Genomic DNA, 21041 nt, shown 5'->3' with positions numbered 1-21041 from the left:
GGAGTTCCGCCCTATGCCGACGCCTCGCGCCCCAACCAGTCGTTGCGCAGCTTGGTGACGGCGGCCGTGGCGCCGGGAGAGCGCACGAGCGCACACTCATCCATGCGCGGCGGCTCGAAGCGCACGCTTGCTGTCGTCAGCTCATCGCGACGGAAATAACTCAGCTCGAACACCTGGCCCTTGTCGTAGCGCAGCAAGAGATTGTCGAGATTGCCGGCGGTTACGCGCAAACCATCGAGCGCCACCAACTCGTCGCCCGCCGACAGGCCTGCGCGCTGCGCACTACCGCCATCCAGGACATTCGCCAGCTTCAGCGCACTGCCCTCTGCGCGAGTCTTGATGCCCAAGCCGGAGAGCAAGTTGCCACGCTTCCGCTCGAGTGCAATGCCATAGGGCTTGAGCAGCTTTTCGAAGGGCACATCGCTGATACCTTCGACCCAGGCGACGATCTCGCGCGACACGTCCACGCCAGTTGCCTGCTTGATGATGGCAGCCATCTCACCCTCGCCCACACCGCGCCCTTGCAAGGCATAGTCAGTCCACAAATGCAGCATGACGTTATCCAGCGAACGCTTGCCTTGCGTCGCTGCGCGTATGGTCAGATCCAGCCCGGCAGCAACCAGTGAGCCCTTGGTGTAGTAGCTGACGATGGCATTCGGACTGTTCTCGTCCTGACGGTAATACTTGATCCAGGCATCGAAGGACGACTCCGCCACGCTCTGCTTGTGGCGCCCGCTGTGTCGCTCGACGCCAGCGATGGTCTTGGCCAGCATGCCGAGATAGTCGGCCTGCGAGATGAGCCCGCTGCGCACCAGAGCGATATCGTCGTAGTACGAAGTAAAACCTTCGAAGACCCACAGCAGACTCGTGTAGCCCTCCTCGCTCAGCGTGTAGGGCAGGAAGCGCGCCGGCTTGATGCGTTTGACGTTCCACGAGTGGAAGTACTCGTGGCTGCACAGGCCGAGAAAACCACGGTAGCGCTCGTCGATGGAAGTCGTGCCCGGCACCGGCAGGTCGTTGCGCGAACATAGCAGCGCCGTCGATGAACGATGCTCAAGCCCGCCGTAGCCATCGCCGACCGCCATCACGAGGAACAGGTAGTTCTTGAACGGCGCCTTGCCGCCAAAGAACTCTATTTGCCATTCGCATATTTTCTTCAAGTCGGCGCACAGGCGCTTCTCGTCGAAACGCGTGCGCCCGGTGACAGCCACCTGATGCGGCACGCCGCCAGCGCTGAACTTGAGCAGCTTGAACGTGCCCATCTCGACGGGATGGTCGACCAGCTCGTCGTAGTCGGCCGCCGTATATACGCCGAAGCCACCGAGCTTCGCCGTGCCGCGTGCGGCAGTCAGCGTAGTGGCCACGCGCCACGCCGCGAAGCCCTCGCCCGCGGGGCGCCTCAACTCGACCTCATGTGGCAGATGCTCGCGGCCGGCGACACTCAGGAACATCTGCGTGCCATTGAAGAAGCCATGCGTCTGGTCGAGATGCGCACAACGCACGGACAGATCCCACGCATAGATCTCGGCAACGACTTCCAGCGGTGCATCGCCGGTCAGCTTGCCGGTGCTCCAGGTGTGCTTGTCCTGCTTCGTCAACACGACTTTGCGCGTGCCTTGCGTGGCACGCAGCGTGACAATGTTCTTGGCGAATTCACGGATCATGTAGCTGCCGGGCAACCAGGCCGGCAGGCTCAGCGATACGCCCGCCAGGTCTGGTTGAGGCACACTCAGACTGACGCGAAACAGATGGGCTGCCGCGTCGGCGATCTCAACGGTGTAGCGCAGGGGAGGCAATTTCATCGGGGCACCGCGGAAGGAGGATCAGTGGCCCAACGATACTACCGATTGCCGTGGCCCGCAGCACACGCGCCTGCAATCTGCAGCCGAACGACGGCTTTCGCTCAACTCACCACAGCTGCGCTGGCACTTCGGGCATCCGACACGATGCGCCCTTGTTGCAGACGAACCTGGCGCCCACATTTTTCTGCGAGATGTTCGTCATGCGTGACCAGCATCAAGGTCGTTCCCGACTCGCGGTTAAGCTCGAAGATGAGCTCGATGATCTGCTGACCGGTCGCCACGTCAAGATTGCCTGTCGGCTCATCAGCAAGCAGCATGGCTGGCTGCATGGCGAAGGCTCGTGCCAGCGCAACGCGTTGCTGCTCACCACCAGAGAGATGTTTGGGGTAATGCTTGAGCCGCGCGCCGAGGCCGACGCGCTCGAGCCAGCGCACGGCAGTTGCACGCGCATCTTTGCGCCCGGCCAGTTCGAGCGGCATCATCACATTCTCCTCTGCCGTCAGCGCTGGCAGCAGCTGGAAGGACTGGAACACGAAGCCCAGCGAAGCACCGCGCAGGCTAGCTCGCGCATCTTCGTCGAGCTTGAAGATATCCTGCTCCATCAGGCGCACGGTGCCGGCACTGGGCTCATCCAGCCCGGCCAGCAAGGCGAGCAAAGTGGATTTTCCGGAACCTGAAGCGCCAACGATTGCCACAGTCTCACCGCCACTGATCGACAGATGGATGTCTTGCAGAATCGTCAGCGTGCCACCATCTGCCAAGGCTACGGTTTTGTTGAGGCCGTCGGCCTCCAATACTTTTTTTCCAGCGAGCTTATTCATGTTGCGATTCTTTTTCCTGTCACTGGTTCTGACGCTTTCGATTGTCACCGGCACCGCAAATGCCGCCGGCATTCTTGTCATGGGCGACAGCCTGTCTGCCGGCTACGGCATCGACCAGAGCAAGGCCTGGCCGAACCTCCTGATACAAAAACTTCAGCATGAAGGCTACCGATACGAAGTCCACAACGCCAGCATCAGCGGTGAAACAACCTCGGGTGGCCGCACACGTATCGCCGAAGCCCTGGCACGCACGAAACCGCAAGTCGTCATTCTCGAACTTGGCGCCAACGACGGCTTGCGCGGTCTGTCGTTGAAGGCGATGCGCGACAACCTCGATGCAATGATCAACGCCGCGCAAACTTCCGGCGCCAAAGTTCTGTTGATCGGTATGCGCATGCCACCCAATCTCGGACAAGCGTATACGGATAAGTTCCACGCCAGCTTCGACGAGCTGGCCAAAGCCCGCAAGACAGCCTTCTTGCCGTTCTTCCTGGATGGCGTGGCAACCAAGCGTGAGTTGATCCAGGCCGACGGATTGCACCCTGTCGCCGCCGCGCAGCCAACCCTTCTCGCCAACGTGTGGCCGAAGCTGCAACCGCTGCTCATGCGCTGATTCAGGCCGCTCGTGCGCTGCAGCGTGTCTCCATCAGGCCCGACACCTATGATGTCGCCTGAGTATCCACACGACACATTGCATGCAATTTCTGCGTCGGCTGTTCTTTTTTGCCCTCCTCCTGACAACGCACGCGCATGCCGCCGAGAGCGTTTCACTGCGCGTTATGGCGCTTCCCGACAATCGGCACCTGTACTACACCAAGCTACTGGAAGCCGCGCTGCGCAATGCGGGTTACGAACCTCGCTTCGAGTGGATTGCCACTGCGCCGCAAGCGCGTATCTGGAGAATGCTCTCAGACAACGACATCTCGCTGATGTGGGGCGTACAGACGACTGAGCGCGACACCCAGTTCGCCTCCGTCACCAACAACCTCACCAACGGCCTGATCGGGCAGCGTGTTTTTCTCGTCAAGCAAGGACAGGAAGGGGCTTACGCCAGCGTTCGCTCGCTGGACGATTTACGCGCCCTCGGGAAAGTGGGCGGTGTCGGGACGGGATGGTTCGATGCAGAGCTATGGCAATTGAACAAGTTGCCCGTGCTCGTCAAAGCGGGCGACTGGCGCCTGCTGTTCCGCATGGTTGCGAGTGGTGATCGCAATGTTGATTACGTCGTGCGGGGCATCAATGAAATCGTGAACGAGGCGCGCGACCATCCTGGTCTGGCCATTGAATCGCACCTGATTCTCATGCATGACCGCGACATGCGCTTCTACCTCTCTCCGGCCGCAACGCGTTACAAGTCCATCATCGAGCGCGCGCTGGCCCAGGCAGATCTCGATGGGCTGAAGAAGAGGACGATTGCGCAGTACATCCTGCCGGAACTCGAAACGCTTCAACTCGACAAGCGCGTCAAGCTCAAGCTGGTCACACCAGCGCCCTGAAAGCAGAAAGCCTCACCGGCTTGCGGCGAGGCTTTCATTTTCGTGACCTGATCAGGATCGCGACTCAGGCCCTTCTCAGGAAGGCCACCAGCGCCATGATGAGGAACACGATGAAGCAGACCTTGGCGATCCAGGCGGCTGTACCGGCGATCACGCCGAAACCAAGAACCGCTGCGATGATCGCAACGACCAGAAAAACAACGGCATAGTGAAGCATGTCAATCTCCTCGTAGTAGATGCGTATTAGCGCGTGATGTCTCAGTTGGTGGCGTCTTTGGCTTTGTCCTTGAGCTCACCAGCCTCTTCCTTGATCGCACTGCCGGCGTCCTTCGCTGCGTCACCGATATCTTCGGCAGCGTCCTTGGCCTTCTCGTGCGGGCGGTTGTCCATTGCATCGCCCACCTTGTCGGTAATCTTTTCGCCGGTCGTCTGTTTCTCGCAGGCTGCCAGGGCGAAGACGCTGGCGCCGATCATGAGCAGATATGAGAATTTCATCTTGTGTCCCTTTCTGTTGATGGATCCGGCCGGACAAAAGGCCGGCTCTCTGGTGAGAAACAGGCTGGCACGATTGGCTGCCAACGCCCGTCTCTTCACATGAGCGACCTGTCGCAAGCGGCGTGCCGCACTGGCGGAAAAAGAAAAGCCACCTGCAAAGGTGGCTTTTCCACGACCGCCGGCAAGCCGGAAGAGACGCCCGCTACATGAGTTCGGCACGGTTCCGGAAGTGCTCGAGCGCTTCTGGGTTCGCCAGGGCTTCGACGTTCTTCACCTCCTGCCCGTGCACCACAGCGCGTACGGCCAGTTCGACAATCTTGCCGCTCTTGGTACGCGGGATGTCTGGCACTTGCAGGATCTTCGCCGGGACGTGGCGCGGGCTGGCATTCTGACGAATGACTTGCTTGATGCTCGCCACCAGTTCATCGTCCAGCGCCAGCCCCTCACGCAATTTCACGAACAACACGACGCGGACGTCGCCCTCGAAGTCCTGACCGATGACGATCGACTCCAGCACCTCGGGCAGTTTTTCCACCTGACGATAGATCTCGGCCGTACCGATGCGCACGCCCCCCGGATTGAGGGTCGCATCCGACCGGCCATAGATGATCATGCCGACATGCCCGCCCGCATGGTGCACCTCCTCGCTCCAGTCACCGTGGCACCAGATATTCGGGAAGCGCTCGAAATAGGCGGCGTGATAACGCGCGCCGTCCGGATCATTCCAGAAAGCCACAGGCATGCAGGGAAATGGCCTGGTGCACACCAGCTCCCCTTTGCCCGCTTCGAGAGGCTTGCCGGTTTCGTCGAACACCTCTACGGCAAGCCCCAGCCCCTTGGCTTGCAACTCGCCACGCCACACCGGGCCATTCGGATTGCCGAGTACGAAGCAGGAAACGATATCGGTGCCGCCAGAAACGGATGACAAGCATATATCTGACTTGATATCGCGATAGACGTATTCGAAGCCTTCTGGCGACAAGGGGCTGCCCGTCGACAGGACAGCACGTAGCGCCGAGAGGTCGTGCGTCACAGCGGGATTCAGACCGAGCTTGGCCGCCGCATCGATGTACTTGGCCGAAGTGCCGAACAGTGAGCAACGCTCGGCACTGACGAAATCCCATAGCAACTGGCCGCGACTGACGAAGGGCGAGCCGTCGTAGAGCAATAGCGTCGCACCGGACGCCAGCGACGACACCAGCCAGTTCCACATCATCCAGCCGCAGGTAGTGAAGTAGAAAACGCGATCATCCGGCCTGATGTCACTGTGCAGCTGATGCTCCTTCATATGCTGCAGCAGCGTGCCGCCAACACCATGCACGATGCATTTCGGTACGCCAGTCGTACCCGACGAGAACATGATGTAGAGCGGCGCGTTGAACGGCATATCGACGAAGTCGATATGTTCCTCACTGGCATGTGGCGCGAGGAAGTCGGCCCACATCGCGCCGCCACGGATCGCCTCCAGCGCATGCTCGCTCTGCGTGTAAGGCACGATGACCGTTGCGCTCAGCGATGGCAGCTGGGCCACGATCTCGGCGATGCGCGCCATCGCGTCCAGGGTCTTGCCTCCGTAGAACACGCCATCTGCAGCGATCAGCACCTTGGGCTCAATCTGGCCGAAACGGTCGAGCACGCCTTGTACGCCGAAGTCCTGCGAGGCCGATGAGAAAACCGCACCCAGACTGCTCGTGGCCAGCATGGCGATAGCAGTCTCGGGCATATTGGGCATGTACGCGGCGACGCGATCGCCGGGCCCAACACCGGCGGCCCGTAAGGCGGCGGCCAGACGCGCGACCTCGGCGTAAAGCGTTGCGTGACTGAGACGACGCTGCAGCTTGTCCTCCCCCTGGAAGACAATGGCATCTGCAGCGTCGCGGCGTCGCAGCAGGTTTCGCGCGAAATTCAGTTGAGCATCAGGGAACCAGCGCGCGCCCGGCATCCTGTCGCCATCGCGCAGCAGGTCTGCATTGTCGTCACTCCCCTTCTTGCCGAGGACGCCACAGAAATCCCACACAGCCGACCAGAAGTCCGTGGCCTGCGTGACCGACCAGCGATGCAGCTCGGTGTAGTCGGTAAAAGTCCGCGCATGGCGCTGCGCGACGAATTGCGTGAAGGCAGTCAGCCGGGTGGCCGCAATATGCGCTGCATCGGGTTGCCACAAGGGCGCAGCAGACGACAGATCACTCATAAATTGGCAGCTCCTGAGTGGGCCCGGGGGACCACTGACGGAACGCCCCGGAAGACTTTGCACTCTAGCCGAACTCATTCGGCCAGCACAGCGGGGCAAACCTGCGTTCATCTGCAGGCGCCATATCCTCAACGCATTGCGCAATAACAAGCAGGCGCCTAAGAAAGCTGCCACAGCACGCGGTGTCCGGGCGAAAATACGGTTTTCGTATCTCACGCGCAGGGACAAGAAGAATGGAACGTGAATCCATGGAATTCGATGTGCTGGTTGTTGGCGGCGGCCCGGCCGGGCTGGCTGCAGCAATCCGCCTCAAGCAGGCCGCGCAGGAAGCCGGTCGTGAAGTCTCCGTCTGCCTGATAGAGAAAGGCAGCGAGCTCGGGGCGCACATCCTCTCCGGTGCCGTCATCGACCCGAAGGGCCTGGATGAATTGCTGCCGAACTGGAAGACCGATGGCGCACCGCTGACCACTCAGGTCACGGAAGACCGCTTCATGTTCCTGACCCCGACCGGCAGCCAGCAGGTGCCGGAAGCGGCGATGATTCCGAGCCTGCGCAACCACGGCAACTACATCGGCAGTCTCGGCCAGCTCGTGCGCTGGCTCGGCCAGCAGGCCGAAGCGCTGGGCGTGGAGATCTACCCCGGCTTCGCCGGCGCGGAGGTGCTCTACAACGAGAATGGCGCCGTCATAGGTGTCGCGACCGGCGACATGGGCGTGCAGCGCGACGGCTCGCAAGGCCCGAACTACCAGCCGGGCATGGCACTGCTCGCCAGCTATACGTTGTTTGCCGAGGGTTGCCGTGGCCACCTCGGCAAGCAGCTCGAGGCACGCTTCAACTTGCGCGCCGGTGTAGATCCGCAAACCTACGGCCTGGGCATCAAGGAACTGTGGGAAGTGCCTGCCGAGAAACATCAACCGGGTCTGGTGATGCACACCGCAGGCTGGCCGCTCGGCTCGGAGACCTATGGCGGCAGCTTCCTGTACCACTACGGCGAGCGCCGCGTTGCGGTCGGTTTCGTGCTGGGTCTGGGTTACAGCAATCCGTACATGTCGGCTTTCGAGGAATTCCAGCGCTACAAGACGCACGCGGTCATCCGCGAGCAACTCACCGGTGGCAAGCGCCTGGCCTACGGTGCGCGCGCGCTCGCCGCAGGCGGTCTGCAATCCTTGCCCAAGCTCGTTTTCCCGGGTGGCGCGCTGATCGGCGACGACGCCGGTTTCCTCAATGCCGCACGCATCAAGGGCACGCACACGGCAATCAAGTCCGGCATGCTGGCTGCAGATGCGGCCTTTGCTGCCATAACAGCATCGCGCAAGCAGGACGAGCTGAGCGCCTATCCGGAGACCTTCAAGGCCAGCTGGCTACACAGCGAGCTGCATGCCACGCGCAACTTCAAGCCGCTGATGAGCAAGGGCCTGTGGCTGGGCACGCTGGCTTTCGGCATGGAGCAGAAGCTGCTCGGCGCACGCGCCCCCTGGACGCTTCATAACTCGGCCGATCACCTCAAGCTCAAGCAGGCCGCAGACAGCAAGCCGATCGACTATCCGAAGCCCGATGGCGTGCTGACCTTTGACCGGCTCTCCTCCGTGTTCCTGTCGAACACCAATCATGAGGAAGACCAGCCCTGCCATCTGCAGTTGAAGAACCCGGCTGTGGCGATCGGCATCAACTACGAGCAATACGCTTCACCCGAGCAGCGATACTGCCCGGCCGGTGTGTATGAGATCGTGCAGGACGGTGGCTCCAATGGGAATTCGCCACGCCTGCAGATCAACGCCCAGAACTGCGTGCACTGCAAGAGCTGCGACATCAAGGACCCGACGCAGAACATCAACTGGGTTGCGCCGCAGGGTGGCGAAGGACCGATCTACACCGAGATGTAACACCTGGTCACATTCAGAGGCGGGTTCGACCGGAGGCATACAGGCTTCACGGTCGGCCCGCTTTTTTCGTTGTCCAGCCCGGCAAATGTCACATTCTGGGTCGACGTGACATCCTTCGCTCGGGGCAATCCCTTACCTTTGGCGCCGTACCAGAGGCTCTGCCGCGAGACCGTGAAAAATCTCGCAGATGGCGGTGAAACCCGACTGCCGTCGATCGGAACTTAGTGCAAGGATGCAACCAACGCGTCGCCAACGGAACCGGTCACAGAACCTCCGGTGCGACGCGTAGAAGAAAGACAAGAGACAAATCGAGGCAGACAACACAAAGAGGAGGCCCACTGGCAATGCGGTGGGAAGACATCATGACAATGCAGGCAGCACAACAAGTAGCCCAGGGTGCAGGCTTCATCATCGAAGCCACCAGTCACTGCCGCAACGGCAAACTGCCGCGCTGGACCTTCCTGATCCAGGGCATCAATGGCAATACACGTCACGGCATGATCGGCACCAACGAGCAGGGACGCGGGCTCTATTTTTATGCGTCGCCCCTAGGGCAATCTGCAGCACGTCAGCAACTCATTGCAGCGGACGATCTGTTCCTGCCCGACACCCTCAGCCGCCATCAGGCCAATGACGAAATCATGAAGCTGCTTAATCGCCTCGACTGGGAGAGCCCGCAATACGCGCTTCAGGCAAAGGCCCCACGCGCCCAGCTTTACGCTGTTCGCTGACAGCTGATCCGGAGGCATCGAACGACGCCACCTCGCTTCGAAGACAACAATAAAAAAGGACGCCTGAGCGTCCTTTTTTTTGTTGAAACACACGTAATGCTTATTGCGCGGTTTCAGGTGCAGCGGCCGGAGCGGCTTCGTCCAGCAGTGCCTTCATCGACAGCTTGACCTTGCCGCGATCATCGGTTTCCAGAACCTTGACGCGTACGACCTGGCCTTCCTTGAGGTAGTCGCTCACCGCGTTCACGCGTTCCTTGGCGATCTGCGAGACGTGCAGCAGACCGTCACGGCCCGGCATGATGTTCACGATCGCGCCGAAGTCCAGGATGCGAATGACCGGGCCTTCGTAGACCTTGCCGATTTCGACTTCGGCCGTGATCGCATCGATGCGACGACGTGCCTCGTCGGACTTGGCCTGATCGGTCGAGGAGATGGTGATGGTGCCGTCGTCCTGGATGTCGATCACGCAACCGGTTTCTTCGGTCAGCGCACGGATCACGGCGCCGCCCTTGCCGATCACGTCACGGATCTTTTCCGGATTGATCTTGAACGAGGTCATGCGTGGCGCGAAGGCCGACAGTTGCGCCGGGCTGTTCAGGCTGGTTTCCATCAGGCCGAGGATATGCAGACGACCTTCCTTGGCTTGCTCCAGCGCCTTGTTCATGATGGCCGGGCTGATCGAATCGATCTTCAGGTCCATCTGCAGCGCGGTGATACCGTTGGTGGTACCGGCCACCTTGAAGTCCATGTCGCCGAGGTGATCTTCGTCACCCAGGATGTCGGTCAGCACGGCGAAGCGACCACCGTCCTTGATCAGACCCATGGCGATACCGGCAACAGGTGCCTTCAGCGGCACGCCTGCGTCCATCATTGCCAGCGAACCGCCGCAGACGGACGCCATCGACGAGGAGCCGTTCGATTCCATGATTTCCGACACGACGCGGATCGTGTAGCCGAATTCCTTGGCATCCGGCAGCACGGCTGCGAGCGCACGCTTGGCCAGACGGCCGTGGCCGATTTCGCGACGCTTCGGCTGACCGACACGGCCGGTTTCACCGGTCGAGTACGGAGGGAAGTTGTAGTGCAGCATGTAACGCTCTTTGTACTCACCGGCGATGGCGTCGATGATCTGCTCGTCACGGCCCGTACCCAGCGTCGTGACAACCAGCGCCTGTGTTTCACCACGGGTGAACAGTGCCGAACCGTGAGCGCGCGGCAGCACGCCGGTACGGATATCGATCGGGCGCACGGTGCGCGTATCACGGCCATCAATACGTGGCTGACCTTCGAGGATGCGGCTGCGAACGATGGCTGATTCGAGTTCGAACAGCACGTTCTTGACGTCGTTTTCCTTCGGCGCGCCTTCTGCGCCCGTGACCAGCGCAGCAACGGCCTTCTTCGTCACATCCTTCAGCAAACCGCTACGCACGGACTTGCTGGTGGTGCCGAAAGCCGCTTCCAGATCCGCTTGCGCCACTTCCTTGACGGCAGCGTGCAGCGCTTCGTTCTTGGCAGGTGCGCTCCAGTCCCACTCTGGCTTGCCGGCAACTTCGACGAGCTCATGGATGGCCTGGATGACTTTCTGCATCTCCTGGTGACCGAACACCACGGCGCCGAGCATCACATCTTCGGGCAGTTGGTTGGCTTCCGATTCGACCATCAGCACGCCGACTTCGGTACCGGCGACGACCAGATCCATCTGGCTGTCCTTGAGCTGGCTCACGGTCGGGTTCAGGACGTACTGGCCATCGATGTAACCGACGCGTGCAGCGCCAATCGGGCCATTGAATGGCAGGCCGGAAACAGCCAGCGCAGCGGAAGTCGCGATCATCGCCAGGATGTCACCATCGACTTCAGGGTTCTGCGACAACACGGTCGCGACCACTTGCACTTCGTTGTAGAAACCATCGGGGAACAGCGGGCGGATCGGGCGATCGATCAGACGCGAGGTCAGTGTCTCCTTCTCGGTCGGACGGCCTTCACGCTTGAAGAAGCCACCCGGGATACGGCCCGCAGCGTAAAACTTCTCCATGTAATCGACGGTCAGCGGGAAGAAGTCCTGACCTGGCTTGGCATCCTTGGCACCGACCACGGTTGCCAGCACGACGGTGTCATCAACCGTGACGATTACGGCGCCATGCGCCTGGCGAGCCATTTCGCCGGTTTCGAGCGTGACGGTATGTTGACCGTACTGAAAGCTTTTCTTGATAGCTGTAGGCACTTGGAATCCTTTCAATCAGACGTGCGTGTTGCCGCACACGCGGCAGACGCTTGGGAATACTGGAACAGCTGGAATTGCAAAGCATGAACCCCGCGATCCGCCGCCTGCAGGCGCAAGGCGAAAGACCGCGAAAAACTCGTCGGGGAATGCGGAGCTATGGAGGGCGCGATAGAACAGGACAACAAAAACAAAAAGCCGGCGTACCCTCAAAGGGCTGTCGCCGGCTTCGCCTGCCTAGTTTGCAAGCGCTCCTTGCGGAGCGCCACGACCAGCCAGAGTCTGCATTTGCGTATTACTTACGCAGGCCCAGACGTTCGATCAGGGTGCGGTAGCTGTCGTACTTCTTGCCCTTGAGGTAGTCCAGCAGCTTGCGGCGCTGGCTGACCATCTTGAGCAGACCACGGCGGGAGTGGTGATCCTTGGAGTTGACCTTGAAATGATCGGTCAAACCGTTGATACGCGCCGTCAGCAGCGCGATCTGCACTTCAGGCGAACCGGTATCGCCTTGGGCGCGTTGGTATTCGCCAACAACCTGTGCCTTGATTTCAGTCGTAATAGCCATATACGTTAACTCGTTGTCTGTACACTTTGGTGAGTCCGCGATTGTAGTACGGCGCGGGCCCGCAGGCAAGCCCCTGTCGGCATTGAATTTTCGCCCTAGTCGTCCGGCTGTCCTGCCAGTTCCGGAAACATCACGTCGGTGAAACCGAATTTGGTCAGGTCACGGATCCGGCGCGGATAGAGGACGCCATCCAGGTGATCGCATTCGTGCTGGACCACGATGGCGTGGAAACCGCTGACTTCCCGCCGGATCTCCCGCCCATACTGGTCGAAACCGCTGTAGCGCAATTGTGTATAGCGCGACACCAACCCCCGCATGCCCGGAACGGACAGACATCCTTCCCAACCTTCCTCCATCTCGTCGGAAAGGACTTCAAGCACGGGATTGATGAGGATGGTCTCGGGCACTGCCTTGGCATCCGGGTAGCGCTCGTTGCTGGCGAACCCGAAAATCACGACGCGCAGATCCACACCGATCTGTGGCGCGGCCAGTCCGACGCCACGCTCGTGACGCATGGTGTCGAACATATCGGTAATCAGGTCATGCAGGTCCGGCGTATCAAAAGCCTGGACTTCCTGCGCGCGACGCAGCAGGCGCGCGTCGCCCATGCGCAATACCGGTCGAATCATGGGGTGACCGCGAAGAAGTGCTGCAGCAGCGCCTTCACCTGCCCCATGGCCTGATGCAGGGTCTGCTCGATCACGTCCATCGTGATGCCATGTGCGCTGTCGCCACGGCCGGCTGCGTAATTGGCCACGACGCCGATGGCCGCATAAGGCAGCTCGAGCTCGCGCGCCAACACTGCCTCCGGCATGCCGGTCATGCCGACGATATCGGCGCCATCACGTTCCAGACGGTTGATTTCCGCAGCGGACTCCAGACGCGGGCCTTGAGTCGCGGCATAGACGGCACCGTCGATCATGGCCTGATTGGCTGCCTTGGCCGCCGCCAGCAGGCGCGCGCGCAGGATCGGGCAGTACGGCTCGGTGAAGTCGACATGGACGACCTTGGTTTCGCCGTCGAAGTATGTCGCTTCACGACCGGAGGTGTAGTCAATGATCTGGTCCGGTGCGACCAGCGCGCCGGGCAGCATGTCAGCACGAATACCGCCGACCGAGGCAACCGAGATGACGCCATCCACGCCTGCATTCTTGAGCGCCCACATATTGGCGCGGTAGTTCACCTTGTGCGGCGGAATGGTGTGCCCATAGCCATGACGCGCCAGGAAGACCACTTCTTGCCCGCTGATGCGGCCAAACAACAAGGCACCGGAGGGCTCGCCATAAGGCGTACGCACCACCTCACGACGCTCAACGTCGAGGCTGGAAAGCTTGCTTAAACCACTACCACCAATGATTGCGAGCATGGAAACCGGACAGCTGTTTGAGAGCCTTGAATGTTAGCACGCAGGCCCCCCGCGGATTCTGGATGGAGGATCGAGCTGCGCGAGTGCCACGGGCTATCACCAGGGGTTTGACGGCCCGCCGTACGTCGCCTGAGCGCAACACCTCTGACCAGCTGCACGGGCTGAATTCCGCCACTGGCATAGGCCGGAATCCGTACCAATTCGGTGCAGCACACCAAACACGGGCACAAGCCGAAGTCCTTGTAAGCATTGATTACACGCGGGACAACCCGGATGCGCGAATCGAGAATTGCGGCACCGCGTCATGTCATTTTCATAAATATCGCCAGCAAACCCCCGCCCCGCCTGAGTTTTGCCGTTAGTGACAATTTCAATTTTTTTGTCAAATTTATGGCGACAGTGCATTTTTCCGGTGATAGGATCGCGCCGTCCGTGGAAGCAAAAGAACACGCTGCGGGCACCCAAAAGTGGCAAGGGGCAGCAAGACTTCCGCTGACATAGAAACAAGAACGACCATTTCATTGGCCAGGAGACTAGAACATGCTTAGCAAATCAATCATCGCGGCCGCGCTCGCACTGGTAGGTACCAGTGCCTTCGCTGCTGCCGACGCCCCCTCGGGCTGGACCAAATGCGCCCAACCCGGCGCGACCTGCACCATGAGCGGCACACACCAGGCAGCCATGGGTAAGTCCGGCGTGTTCGGTTACGCCACCTTCACGGGCAGCTTTGCATGCTCCCTGACCAATTTCCCGAGCGCACCGAGCAATTCGTCCTGGTGCTCATATGACCCGGCAGCCAGCAGCAGCTCGTCGTCCACCGCATCCAGCGTTGCGTCAAGCAGCGTGTCCTCCAGCTCTTCGTCGAAGTCCAGCTCATCGGTCGCGTCGAGCAGCGTGGCTTCCTCGGTGGCTTCCAGCAGCGTCGCCTCGAGCGTTGCTTCCAGCAGCGTGGCGTCTTCCGTAGCTTCCAGCTCGGCAGCCTCCAGCGTTGCCAGCGGCACCATCGATGCACGTACCCTGACCGGCGCTACCACTCCGCTGCAGAACGTGAACGGCTCGTACACCTATGGCGTGCGCAACTATGCAGCACCGGCCACCATCGACGGTCTGCACAACCCGTCCAACTACAAGGCCGCTCCTGTCCTGCCGACCTGGCAATTCGCAACGGTTGACCCAACCGGCGGCGCATTGACGAACGGCGAACGTGACGTGGCACCTGCCAACGGCTGGCACACCTACTCGCAGCAGGGCAAGGTCACGGTCACCGGCGGTTCCGCTGCTTCGACCAATCGCATCTACACCGTCTTCAACGGCCAGCAATTCGTCGCTGCACTGGCTGAGGCCGGCCTGGATCCAAAGATCATCCGCGTCGTCGGTCACATCGACCTGCGTTACAGCAGCAACAACACCGTGTTCAAGGAATACACCAGCTACCTCGACCAGAAGTTCGGCGGCTCGATCATGCTGCCATCGAACACGACGGTCGTCGGTATCAACAGTGCAGCGGGTGTTGCCCCACGCATTACCGGCACGACGATCCTGATCGGTGGCGAACTGGCCAACGGTGCGGCGGATGCAGAAACGGGCTACAAGGCCTGGATCGCAGCCGGCAAGGCCAGCGATGACTACCCGACCTGGACGCGCAACATCATTCTGCGCAACCTGCGTATCGATGCTCCATGGGACGTGAATCCGGAAGACTCGGGCAACGCCTATGCAGACGCTATGACCCTGTCGCGCGCGCAAAACATCTACATCGAGCGCCTGTCGATGGGTGATGGCGACACGCCTGACTCGCTGGCTGGCGACACGCGCCACGACGGTCTGCTGGACATCGTTCGCGGCAGTGACTACATCACCCTGACCGGCAACTACTTCTACAAGCACCACAAGACGACGCTTATTGGCAACGGTGACTCCGGTCGTGCGTGGAGCGATGAAGGCCGCCTGCATGTGACGCTGTTCAACAACTTCTACGACCGCCTGGAATCGCGTCTGCCACTGAACCGTTATGGCCAGGTGCACATGTTCAACAACTACATCTACGCTCGCACCGATGGCAGCGCACCTGCTGACCTGAAGTTTGGCAGTGGTGTTGATCCACGCTACAAGTCGAACATGCTCGTACAGAACATGTACTTCGAGATCACGGAACTGGCCACGGACAGCTTCTGCAAGAAGGGCATCGACGGCGGCAACGGCACCAACCCGATCGGCTTCCGTTCTTCCGGTCACCTGATGCTGTCGAACAAGAAGGTCAACAACGTCGCGAACACCACGCCAGTGGCCTGGGATGGTCAGTGCGGCTACGCAGCACCGACCGGCGCCAACATCTGGACGCCTCCGTACAGCTACTCGCTGCGTACGGCTGCCGCGACCAAGGACTATGTGTCGGCCAACGCCGGCGCGGGTTCGCCAGTCTGGCGCCTGCCACGTGACGCAAACGGCCTGTAAGACAACGCCGACAAGTACGTAACCAACAAGAAGCAAGGCAGTAATTTGAATGGGCAAGTCCACGGACTTGCCCATTTTTCATTGGAGAGACGCTTTAAGTTCCCCCTAAGCGACGGGCCCCAAGATTCAAACCGTCGACAGGCACCCGCCTGCCACGCTTGAACAAGGAGCTCATCATGAAAATCCGTACCGTTCTCTCTGCACTGGCCGCAACAAGCAGTCTCATCCTCATTGCCCTGCCTGGCCAGGCCTCTGCTTTCACCATTCCCAACTACCACGTCACCCAGGCGCAGATTGATTCACTGCAGGCGGGAGCATCCGCCAACGACGTGATCGAGGCCCTCGGCAAGCCGGAAGACACGGCGAGCTGGCGTGATGGCACCCGTTCGATGGTGTATGAGACTTACGACAATGCGGACGGCAACCGCCGCGTCTATGTTGACCTGGATAGCAGCGGCAAGATGATTGACGTCGAAGTGCTCACGCCGTAAGCCTGCTTCCGGCAGACTGACCCCGGCGGCGGGAACTTTCCCGCCGTGTCGTTTCTCATCTGTATGCGTGCCGCTCTACCGCAAAAGTACGGGCGGCACGACGCCACAACTGTCACGGAGCACGACTGGCAATGCGACTACTACTCGTGGAAGACGACCACATGATTGGCGAAGCGGTGCTGGATCTGCTGCGCGCCGATAGCTACGCCGTTGACTGGGTGCGAGACGGTCACATGGCGGATACCGCAATCGCGACACAGGACTACGATCTGATCCTGCTCGATCTTGGGCTACCGCTCAAGGATGGTCTCGACGTATTGCGCGGTCTGCGTGCCCGCAAGTCACGCACGCCCGTGCTGATCGCCACGGCACGCGACGCCATCGTGCAACGCGTGGCCGGCCTCGACGCAGGGGCTGATGACTACATCATCAAACCCTACGATCTCGACGAATTGCTGGCCCGTATCCGTGCCCTGATCCGCCGTAGCGCGGGACGCGCCGAACCCATATACGAACACCGCAACATCAGCATCAACCCGGGGACACGCGAAGTGCTGGTCGATGGCCAGGCGGTCATCCTGTCATCACGCGAATGGGCTGTGCTGGAGCCTCTGCTGGCCCGCCCTGGCATGATCCTGTCGCGCGCGCAGCTCGAAGAAAAACTCTTCAGCTGGAAAGACGAGATCAACAGCAATGCTGTCGAAGTCTACATTCATGGCCTGCGCAAGAAGCTTGGCGCGGGCTTGATCCAGAACGTGCGTGGCGTAGGCTATCTCGTCCCGAAGACCTGAAACCCGCCCATGCCCAGCGCATACTCCATTCGCCGTCGCCTGATCATCCTGCTGGGGTTCGCCATCACGCTGGCCACGCTGATCCAGGCCGGCGTGGCCTATCGCGTGGCCCTGCGCGAAGTCGACGATATTTCCGACTATCACATGACGCAGATCGCGTTCGCCGTGCGTCGCGGCATGCCGGAATCCGCCCTGCCCCCGCGCGAGCATCACGCGCTGGAAGAAGAGGATCGCAGCTTCAGCCTGCGAGTCACGCCGCTTGCCAGCCCACAGGGCTCCGCCTTCAAGCGCGGCTTCTCGACACAGCGTGTCGGAGAAAGGGAGTTCCGCATCTTTACCCTGCCGACGCAGACACAGCTCATCGAAGTCATGCACAACGAGGCCGTACGCAGCAACAACGCGCGCCAGCTGGCCCTACGCACCATCCTGCCCATCCTGATCCTCGGCCCCCTCCTGCTGCTGACTGTCTGGTGGGGCATCTCACGCGCGCTGCGGCCGCTGGTCAAATCGCGCAACGAAATCGCGCAGCGCGGCGCCGATGATCTGCATGCGCTCGAGACACAGGGCGTGCCGGAAGAATTGCTGCCTTTCATCCTCGAGATCAACGTGCTGTTCACACGTATCAGCAAAGCCTTCGTGGCCCAGCAACACTTCGTTGCCGACGCCGCTCACGAACTGCGCTCGCCGCTTGCAGCCCTGCGCTTGCAGGTGCAGGGCCTGCAGCGTGCCACGACAACCGAAGCACGCAGCGTCGCGGCCGAGCGCGTGATGGCCGGCATCGACCGGGCCACGCGACTGATCGAACAGATGCTGGTGCTGGCACGCGAAGAAGCCACCGAACCTGAACTCACGCCTTGTGATCTGCCACAGATTGCGCGCCTGGCCATCTCCGATGTCTTGCCGCTGGCACAGGCACGCCATATCGATATCGGCGCCAATCTCGCCGACGAAGCCAAGGACACTTTCAGCGTGCCCGGCAATGCCGAGGCCTTGCGCATCCTGCTGCGCAACCTGCTCGACAATGCGGTGAAGTACGCGCCAGAAAATGGTGTCGTCAATCTCACCCTGCAGCGTGAGTCCGGGCACATCGCCTTGAGCGTGGAAGACAATGGCCCGGGCATCCATGGGCAGGAGCGCACCCGTATCTTCGAGCGCTTCCACCGCGGCGGCGACCACGAGATCGGCGGCAGCGGTCTCGGCCTGGCGATCGTCCAGGCGATCGCCAGACGCCATCACATCCGCCTGGAATTGGGCGACTCCTCACAACTCGGCGGCCTGGCCATCACCCTGCGCTTTGCTGCGGCCTGAGGCCTGGCTCAAACAAGTCGCCGGGATTTGTTCTCCCCCGGCTCTTGAAATCGCGCATGCACGCCGCAACTGCTATCGACGACCAACGCGGCGCCCCCTCTTTCACACAGCAGCACGGAGCATCCATGATCGACCTGCATTACTGGACAACCCCCAACGGCCACAAGATCACGCTTTTTCTCGAAGAGACGGGTCTGCCCTACAAGCTTTTCCCCGTTGCCATCGGCAAGGGGGAGCAGTTCAAGCCGGAGTTCCTGAAGATTGCGCCGAACAACCGCATTCCGGCCATCGTCGATCACGCACCTGCCGACGGCGCCGAACCCATCTCCATCTTCGAATCCGGCGCCATCCTGCTCTACCTCGCTGACAAGACGCAGCAGCTGATCCCGCAAGACCTGCGCGGCCGCACAGAAACGATCCAGTGGCTGTTCTGGCAAATGGGCGGCCTCGGCCCGATGGCCGGCCAGAATCACCATTTCACGCAGTACAGCGAAGCCATTCCCTACGCCATCGAGCGTTACGTCAAGGAAACCGCCCGCCTTTACGCTGTGCTCAACAAGCGCCTCGCCGATCGCGAATTCATCGCAGGTGAATATTCCATTGCGGATATCGCCTGCTACCCGTGGATCGTGCCGCACGAGAAGCAACGCCAGAACCTCGATGACTTCCCCAACCTCAAGCGCTGGTTCGAAGCCATCCAGGCACGCCCCGCTACCAAGCGCGCCTACGCGCGTGCCCAGGAAGTGAATCCAGGCAGTGCTCCCGCAGTGAATGAGGCATCGAAGAAGATTCTCTTCGGACAGGATGCCAATACCGTGCGCTAGGAGCGCCACGCCATCGGCGCTGGGAACATGACAATCGATTTCAAGGAATCGGCCCGTCGTGACCCGCGCCCTCTTCCCGGGCTCAACCCGATCCGGACCTGCGCCGCGCCGCCAGATCGGGCGCGTCACGCATTCCACTTATATGTTCATTCAAGCATGAGATTTGGCCCGGACGCTGTTTGAGGCACAATTACGAGCTCTACCGGATGCACCCCGCCGTCGCGCCAGTTCCGCACCCTCCCGTTCTCCGGTGCCGACGGCTACGCGCAGAATGAAAAAAATGTTCAGCTTCGATCACATCTCTCACGCCACCCTGCCCACGCACCACGGCGATTTTGTTGCCTACGCCTTCCGCGAGTCCGACCCCGGCCGCGAATGCCTGGAACACCTTGCATTGGTACGTGGCGACGTCCAGAACGCCAGCGATGTGCTGGTGCGCGTGCACTCCGAATGCCTCACCGGTGATGTGTTCGGTTCGCGCCGCTGCGATTGCGGCGAGCAGCTGGACCTTGCTCTGCAACGCGTGGCCGAAGCCGGTCGTGGTGTGGTGATTTATGTGCGCGGCCATGAAGGGCGTGCCATCGGCCTGGTCAACAAGATCGCCGCTTACGCGCAGCAGGACGAAGGCCTCGACACCGTGGAGGCCAACATCGCCATCGGCCAACCCGTCGACGCACGGCGCTACGATGCAGCCGCTGAAATCCTGCGTCATCTGGGCATCAAGAGCATTCAGCTACTCAGCAACAACCCCCGCAAAGCCACCGAACTCAAGGCCCTCGGCATCACGGTCAGCGAACAGTTGCCGCATGAAACCGCTTCGCATGCGCTGAACCACCACTATCTCAGCACCAAGCGCGACCGTATGGGGCATTTGCTGGAACTGCCCTCCGATACCCGGGAGCGCTGAGTCCCATCCGGCATCTGGCGCAACAGCCTGGCTTCGCGGCGAGCGAGCCCGGCGGCAAGGCTTAGCTTGTGATCAGCCGTTGATCACGGCCAGGATAGCGCGACGCAACGGCGCCACCAGCGCCGCACGGTCCAGGTCTCCGCAATGCAGCGCGCGCTGGCGCAGCCCTTCGAACAGCGCAATCAGCATGTGCAGCCGGCCAAGACGCTGCGGATCCTGCCGATATGCCAGCGCTTGCTCGCTCGACATCAGCATCTCGTCGAGGCGCTTGCTCAACATCTCCTCCGCGGCGTGCAGCTTGCTGGCGACAGCAGGGTTGCGCGCGGCCTCGGCGGAGACTTCGGCCATCAGGGCCACGTGCGGCAGGTCGGTGTTCGTGCGCACCGATTCGGGCACGTCATCGAGAATCGACTCCAGCACGTCGCGTCCGTCACTGACGATGGCCCGCAGGATCGCCAGCACATCCTCCGTGTGACGATCCACGATGCCGAAGATGATCTCTTCCTTGCTCTCGAAGTAGTTGTAGATGTGGCCGGCACTCATGCCCGCACTCTTCGAGATCTCCGCCATGCTGGCGCCATGAAAACCTTTCTGGCGAAAGCATTCCGCGGCCGCATCCAGCACCTGGTCACGGCGCGCCTGGGCGGCCACCGGGTCGAAGTGCTTGCGTGGGCTCTTGTTCATGTCCTGTCCCCGTG

20 protein-coding genes are annotated in these 21041 nt (G+C 61.0%); 10 read left to right on the top strand and 10 right to left on the bottom strand.

Annotation, left to right across the window (positions count from 1 at the left end):
* Nucleotides 1-11: 11 nt before the first annotated feature.
* A complete protein-coding gene (locus VVD49_RS12045; RefSeq protein ID WP_327599425.1) occupies nucleotides 12-1802 on the bottom strand; it encodes a M61 family metallopeptidase in 1791 nt (596 codons plus the stop codon).
* Between the two features lie 101 nt (nucleotides 1803-1903).
* Nucleotides 1904-2623, bottom strand: a complete 720-nt coding sequence (locus VVD49_RS12040) for an ABC transporter ATP-binding protein (protein WP_327599424.1) — start codon at nucleotides 2621-2623, stop codon at nucleotides 1904-1906.
* Between VVD49_RS12040 and VVD49_RS12035 the strand changes: the two genes are divergently transcribed.
* Both VVD49_RS12035 and VVD49_RS12030 read left to right on the top strand, forming a co-directional pair.
* Complete coding sequence (locus VVD49_RS12035) at nucleotides 2622-3236, top strand: arylesterase (RefSeq protein ID WP_327599423.1); 615 nt, start codon at nucleotides 2622-2624, stop codon at nucleotides 3234-3236. The genes VVD49_RS12040 and VVD49_RS12035 overlap by 2 nt on opposite strands.
* 82 nt (nucleotides 3237-3318) lie before the next feature.
* A complete protein-coding gene (locus VVD49_RS12030) occupies nucleotides 3319-4119 on the top strand; it encodes a hypothetical protein (protein ID WP_327599422.1) in 801 nt (266 codons plus the stop codon).
* Between the two features lie 64 nt (nucleotides 4120-4183).
* On the opposite strand, the gene VVD49_RS12025 is transcribed toward VVD49_RS12030, so the two are convergent.
* The 3 genes from VVD49_RS12025 to VVD49_RS12015 all read right to left on the bottom strand — a co-directional run bounded on the left by VVD49_RS12025 (nucleotide 4184) and on the right by VVD49_RS12015 (nucleotide 6805).
* Nucleotides 4184-4336, bottom strand: a complete 153-nt coding sequence (locus tag VVD49_RS12025) for a DUF1328 domain-containing protein (RefSeq protein WP_327599421.1) — start codon at nucleotides 4334-4336, stop codon at nucleotides 4184-4186.
* A 41-nt stretch (nucleotides 4337-4377) separates the two neighbouring features.
* On the bottom strand, nucleotides 4378-4614 hold the full coding sequence (locus VVD49_RS12020) for a hypothetical protein (protein WP_327599420.1): 237 nt from the start codon (nucleotides 4612-4614) through the stop codon (nucleotides 4378-4380).
* 202 nt (nucleotides 4615-4816) lie between these two features.
* Nucleotides 4817-6805, bottom strand: coding sequence for an acetoacetate--CoA ligase (locus VVD49_RS12015; protein WP_327599419.1), 1989 nt, complete (start codon nucleotides 6803-6805; stop codon nucleotides 4817-4819).
* Between the two features lie 233 nt (nucleotides 6806-7038).
* Here VVD49_RS12015 and VVD49_RS12010 point away from each other — a divergent pair, with 233 nt between their 5' ends.
* Together VVD49_RS12010 and VVD49_RS12005 are read left to right on the top strand one after the other, a co-directional pair.
* Nucleotides 7039-8688, top strand: coding sequence for an electron transfer flavoprotein-ubiquinone oxidoreductase (locus tag VVD49_RS12010; protein WP_327599418.1), 1650 nt, complete (start codon nucleotides 7039-7041; stop codon nucleotides 8686-8688).
* 362 nt (nucleotides 8689-9050) lie between these two features.
* Nucleotides 9051-9419 (top strand): hypothetical protein, encoded by a 369-nt coding sequence (locus tag VVD49_RS12005; protein WP_327599417.1) that lies wholly within the window; start codon nucleotides 9051-9053, stop codon nucleotides 9417-9419.
* Between the two features lie 100 nt (nucleotides 9420-9519).
* Here the strand turns inward: VVD49_RS12005 and pnp are convergent, their stop codons facing one another.
* The 4 genes from pnp to VVD49_RS11985 all read right to left on the bottom strand — a co-directional run bounded on the left by pnp (nucleotide 9520) and on the right by VVD49_RS11985 (nucleotide 13568).
* Nucleotides 9520-11640, bottom strand: coding sequence for a polyribonucleotide nucleotidyltransferase (pnp, locus tag VVD49_RS12000; protein ID WP_327599416.1), 2121 nt, complete (start codon nucleotides 11638-11640; stop codon nucleotides 9520-9522).
* Between the two features lie 292 nt (nucleotides 11641-11932).
* Nucleotides 11933-12202 carry a 30S ribosomal protein S15 gene (gene rpsO / locus VVD49_RS11995; RefSeq protein ID WP_327599415.1) on the bottom strand — a complete coding sequence of 90 codons (270 nt, stop codon included), beginning with the start codon at nucleotides 12200-12202 and terminating at the stop codon, nucleotides 11933-11935.
* A 95-nt stretch (nucleotides 12203-12297) separates the two neighbouring features.
* Complete coding sequence (def, locus tag VVD49_RS11990) at nucleotides 12298-12831, bottom strand: peptide deformylase (RefSeq protein ID WP_327599414.1); 534 nt, start codon at nucleotides 12829-12831, stop codon at nucleotides 12298-12300.
* Nucleotides 12828-13568 (bottom strand): S-methyl-5'-thioinosine phosphorylase, encoded by a 741-nt coding sequence (locus VVD49_RS11985; protein WP_327599413.1) that lies wholly within the window; start codon nucleotides 13566-13568, stop codon nucleotides 12828-12830. Before VVD49_RS11985 ends, def begins: the two co-directional genes overlap by 4 nt.
* A gap of 540 nt (nucleotides 13569-14108) precedes the next feature.
* Here VVD49_RS11985 and VVD49_RS11980 point away from each other — a divergent pair.
* The 6 genes from VVD49_RS11980 to ribA all read left to right on the top strand — a co-directional run bounded on the left by VVD49_RS11980 (nucleotide 14109) and on the right by ribA (nucleotide 20343).
* A complete protein-coding gene (locus tag VVD49_RS11980; RefSeq protein WP_327599412.1) occupies nucleotides 14109-16022 on the top strand; it encodes a pectate lyase family protein in 1914 nt (637 codons plus the stop codon).
* A 176-nt stretch (nucleotides 16023-16198) separates the two neighbouring features.
* Nucleotides 16199-16513, top strand: coding sequence for a hypothetical protein (locus tag VVD49_RS11975; RefSeq protein ID WP_327599411.1), 315 nt, complete (start codon nucleotides 16199-16201; stop codon nucleotides 16511-16513).
* Between the two features lie 131 nt (nucleotides 16514-16644).
* Entirely contained in the window at nucleotides 16645-17304 is a 660-nt protein-coding gene (locus VVD49_RS11970) for a response regulator (protein WP_327599410.1), read from the top strand.
* Nucleotides 17305-17313: 9 nt separating this feature from the next.
* Complete coding sequence (locus VVD49_RS11965; RefSeq protein WP_327599409.1) at nucleotides 17314-18612, top strand: ATP-binding protein; 1299 nt, start codon at nucleotides 17314-17316, stop codon at nucleotides 18610-18612.
* 125 nt (nucleotides 18613-18737) lie between these two features.
* The gene (locus VVD49_RS11960) at nucleotides 18738-19436 is read left to right on the top strand and encodes a glutathione binding-like protein (RefSeq protein WP_327599408.1); all 699 of its coding nucleotides are present in this window, start codon (nucleotides 18738-18740) and stop codon (nucleotides 19434-19436) included.
* A gap of 271 nt (nucleotides 19437-19707) precedes the next feature.
* Nucleotides 19708-20343, top strand: coding sequence for a GTP cyclohydrolase II (gene ribA, locus VVD49_RS11955; protein WP_327599407.1), 636 nt, complete (start codon nucleotides 19708-19710; stop codon nucleotides 20341-20343).
* Nucleotides 20344-20415: 72 nt separating this feature from the next.
* On the opposite strand, the gene VVD49_RS11950 is transcribed toward ribA, so the two are convergent.
* Entirely contained in the window at nucleotides 20416-21027 is a 612-nt protein-coding gene (locus tag VVD49_RS11950) for a TetR/AcrR family transcriptional regulator (RefSeq protein WP_327599406.1), read from the bottom strand.
* Nucleotides 21028-21041: the final 14 nt, after the last annotated feature.

Source organism: Uliginosibacterium silvisoli, from assembly GCF_036017035.1.
Classification (GTDB): domain Bacteria; phylum Pseudomonadota; class Gammaproteobacteria; order Burkholderiales; family Rhodocyclaceae; genus Viridibacterium; species Viridibacterium silvisoli.
Note: the sequence above shows the minus strand (reverse complement) of the source record. Positions and strands in the feature narration are given on the sequence as shown.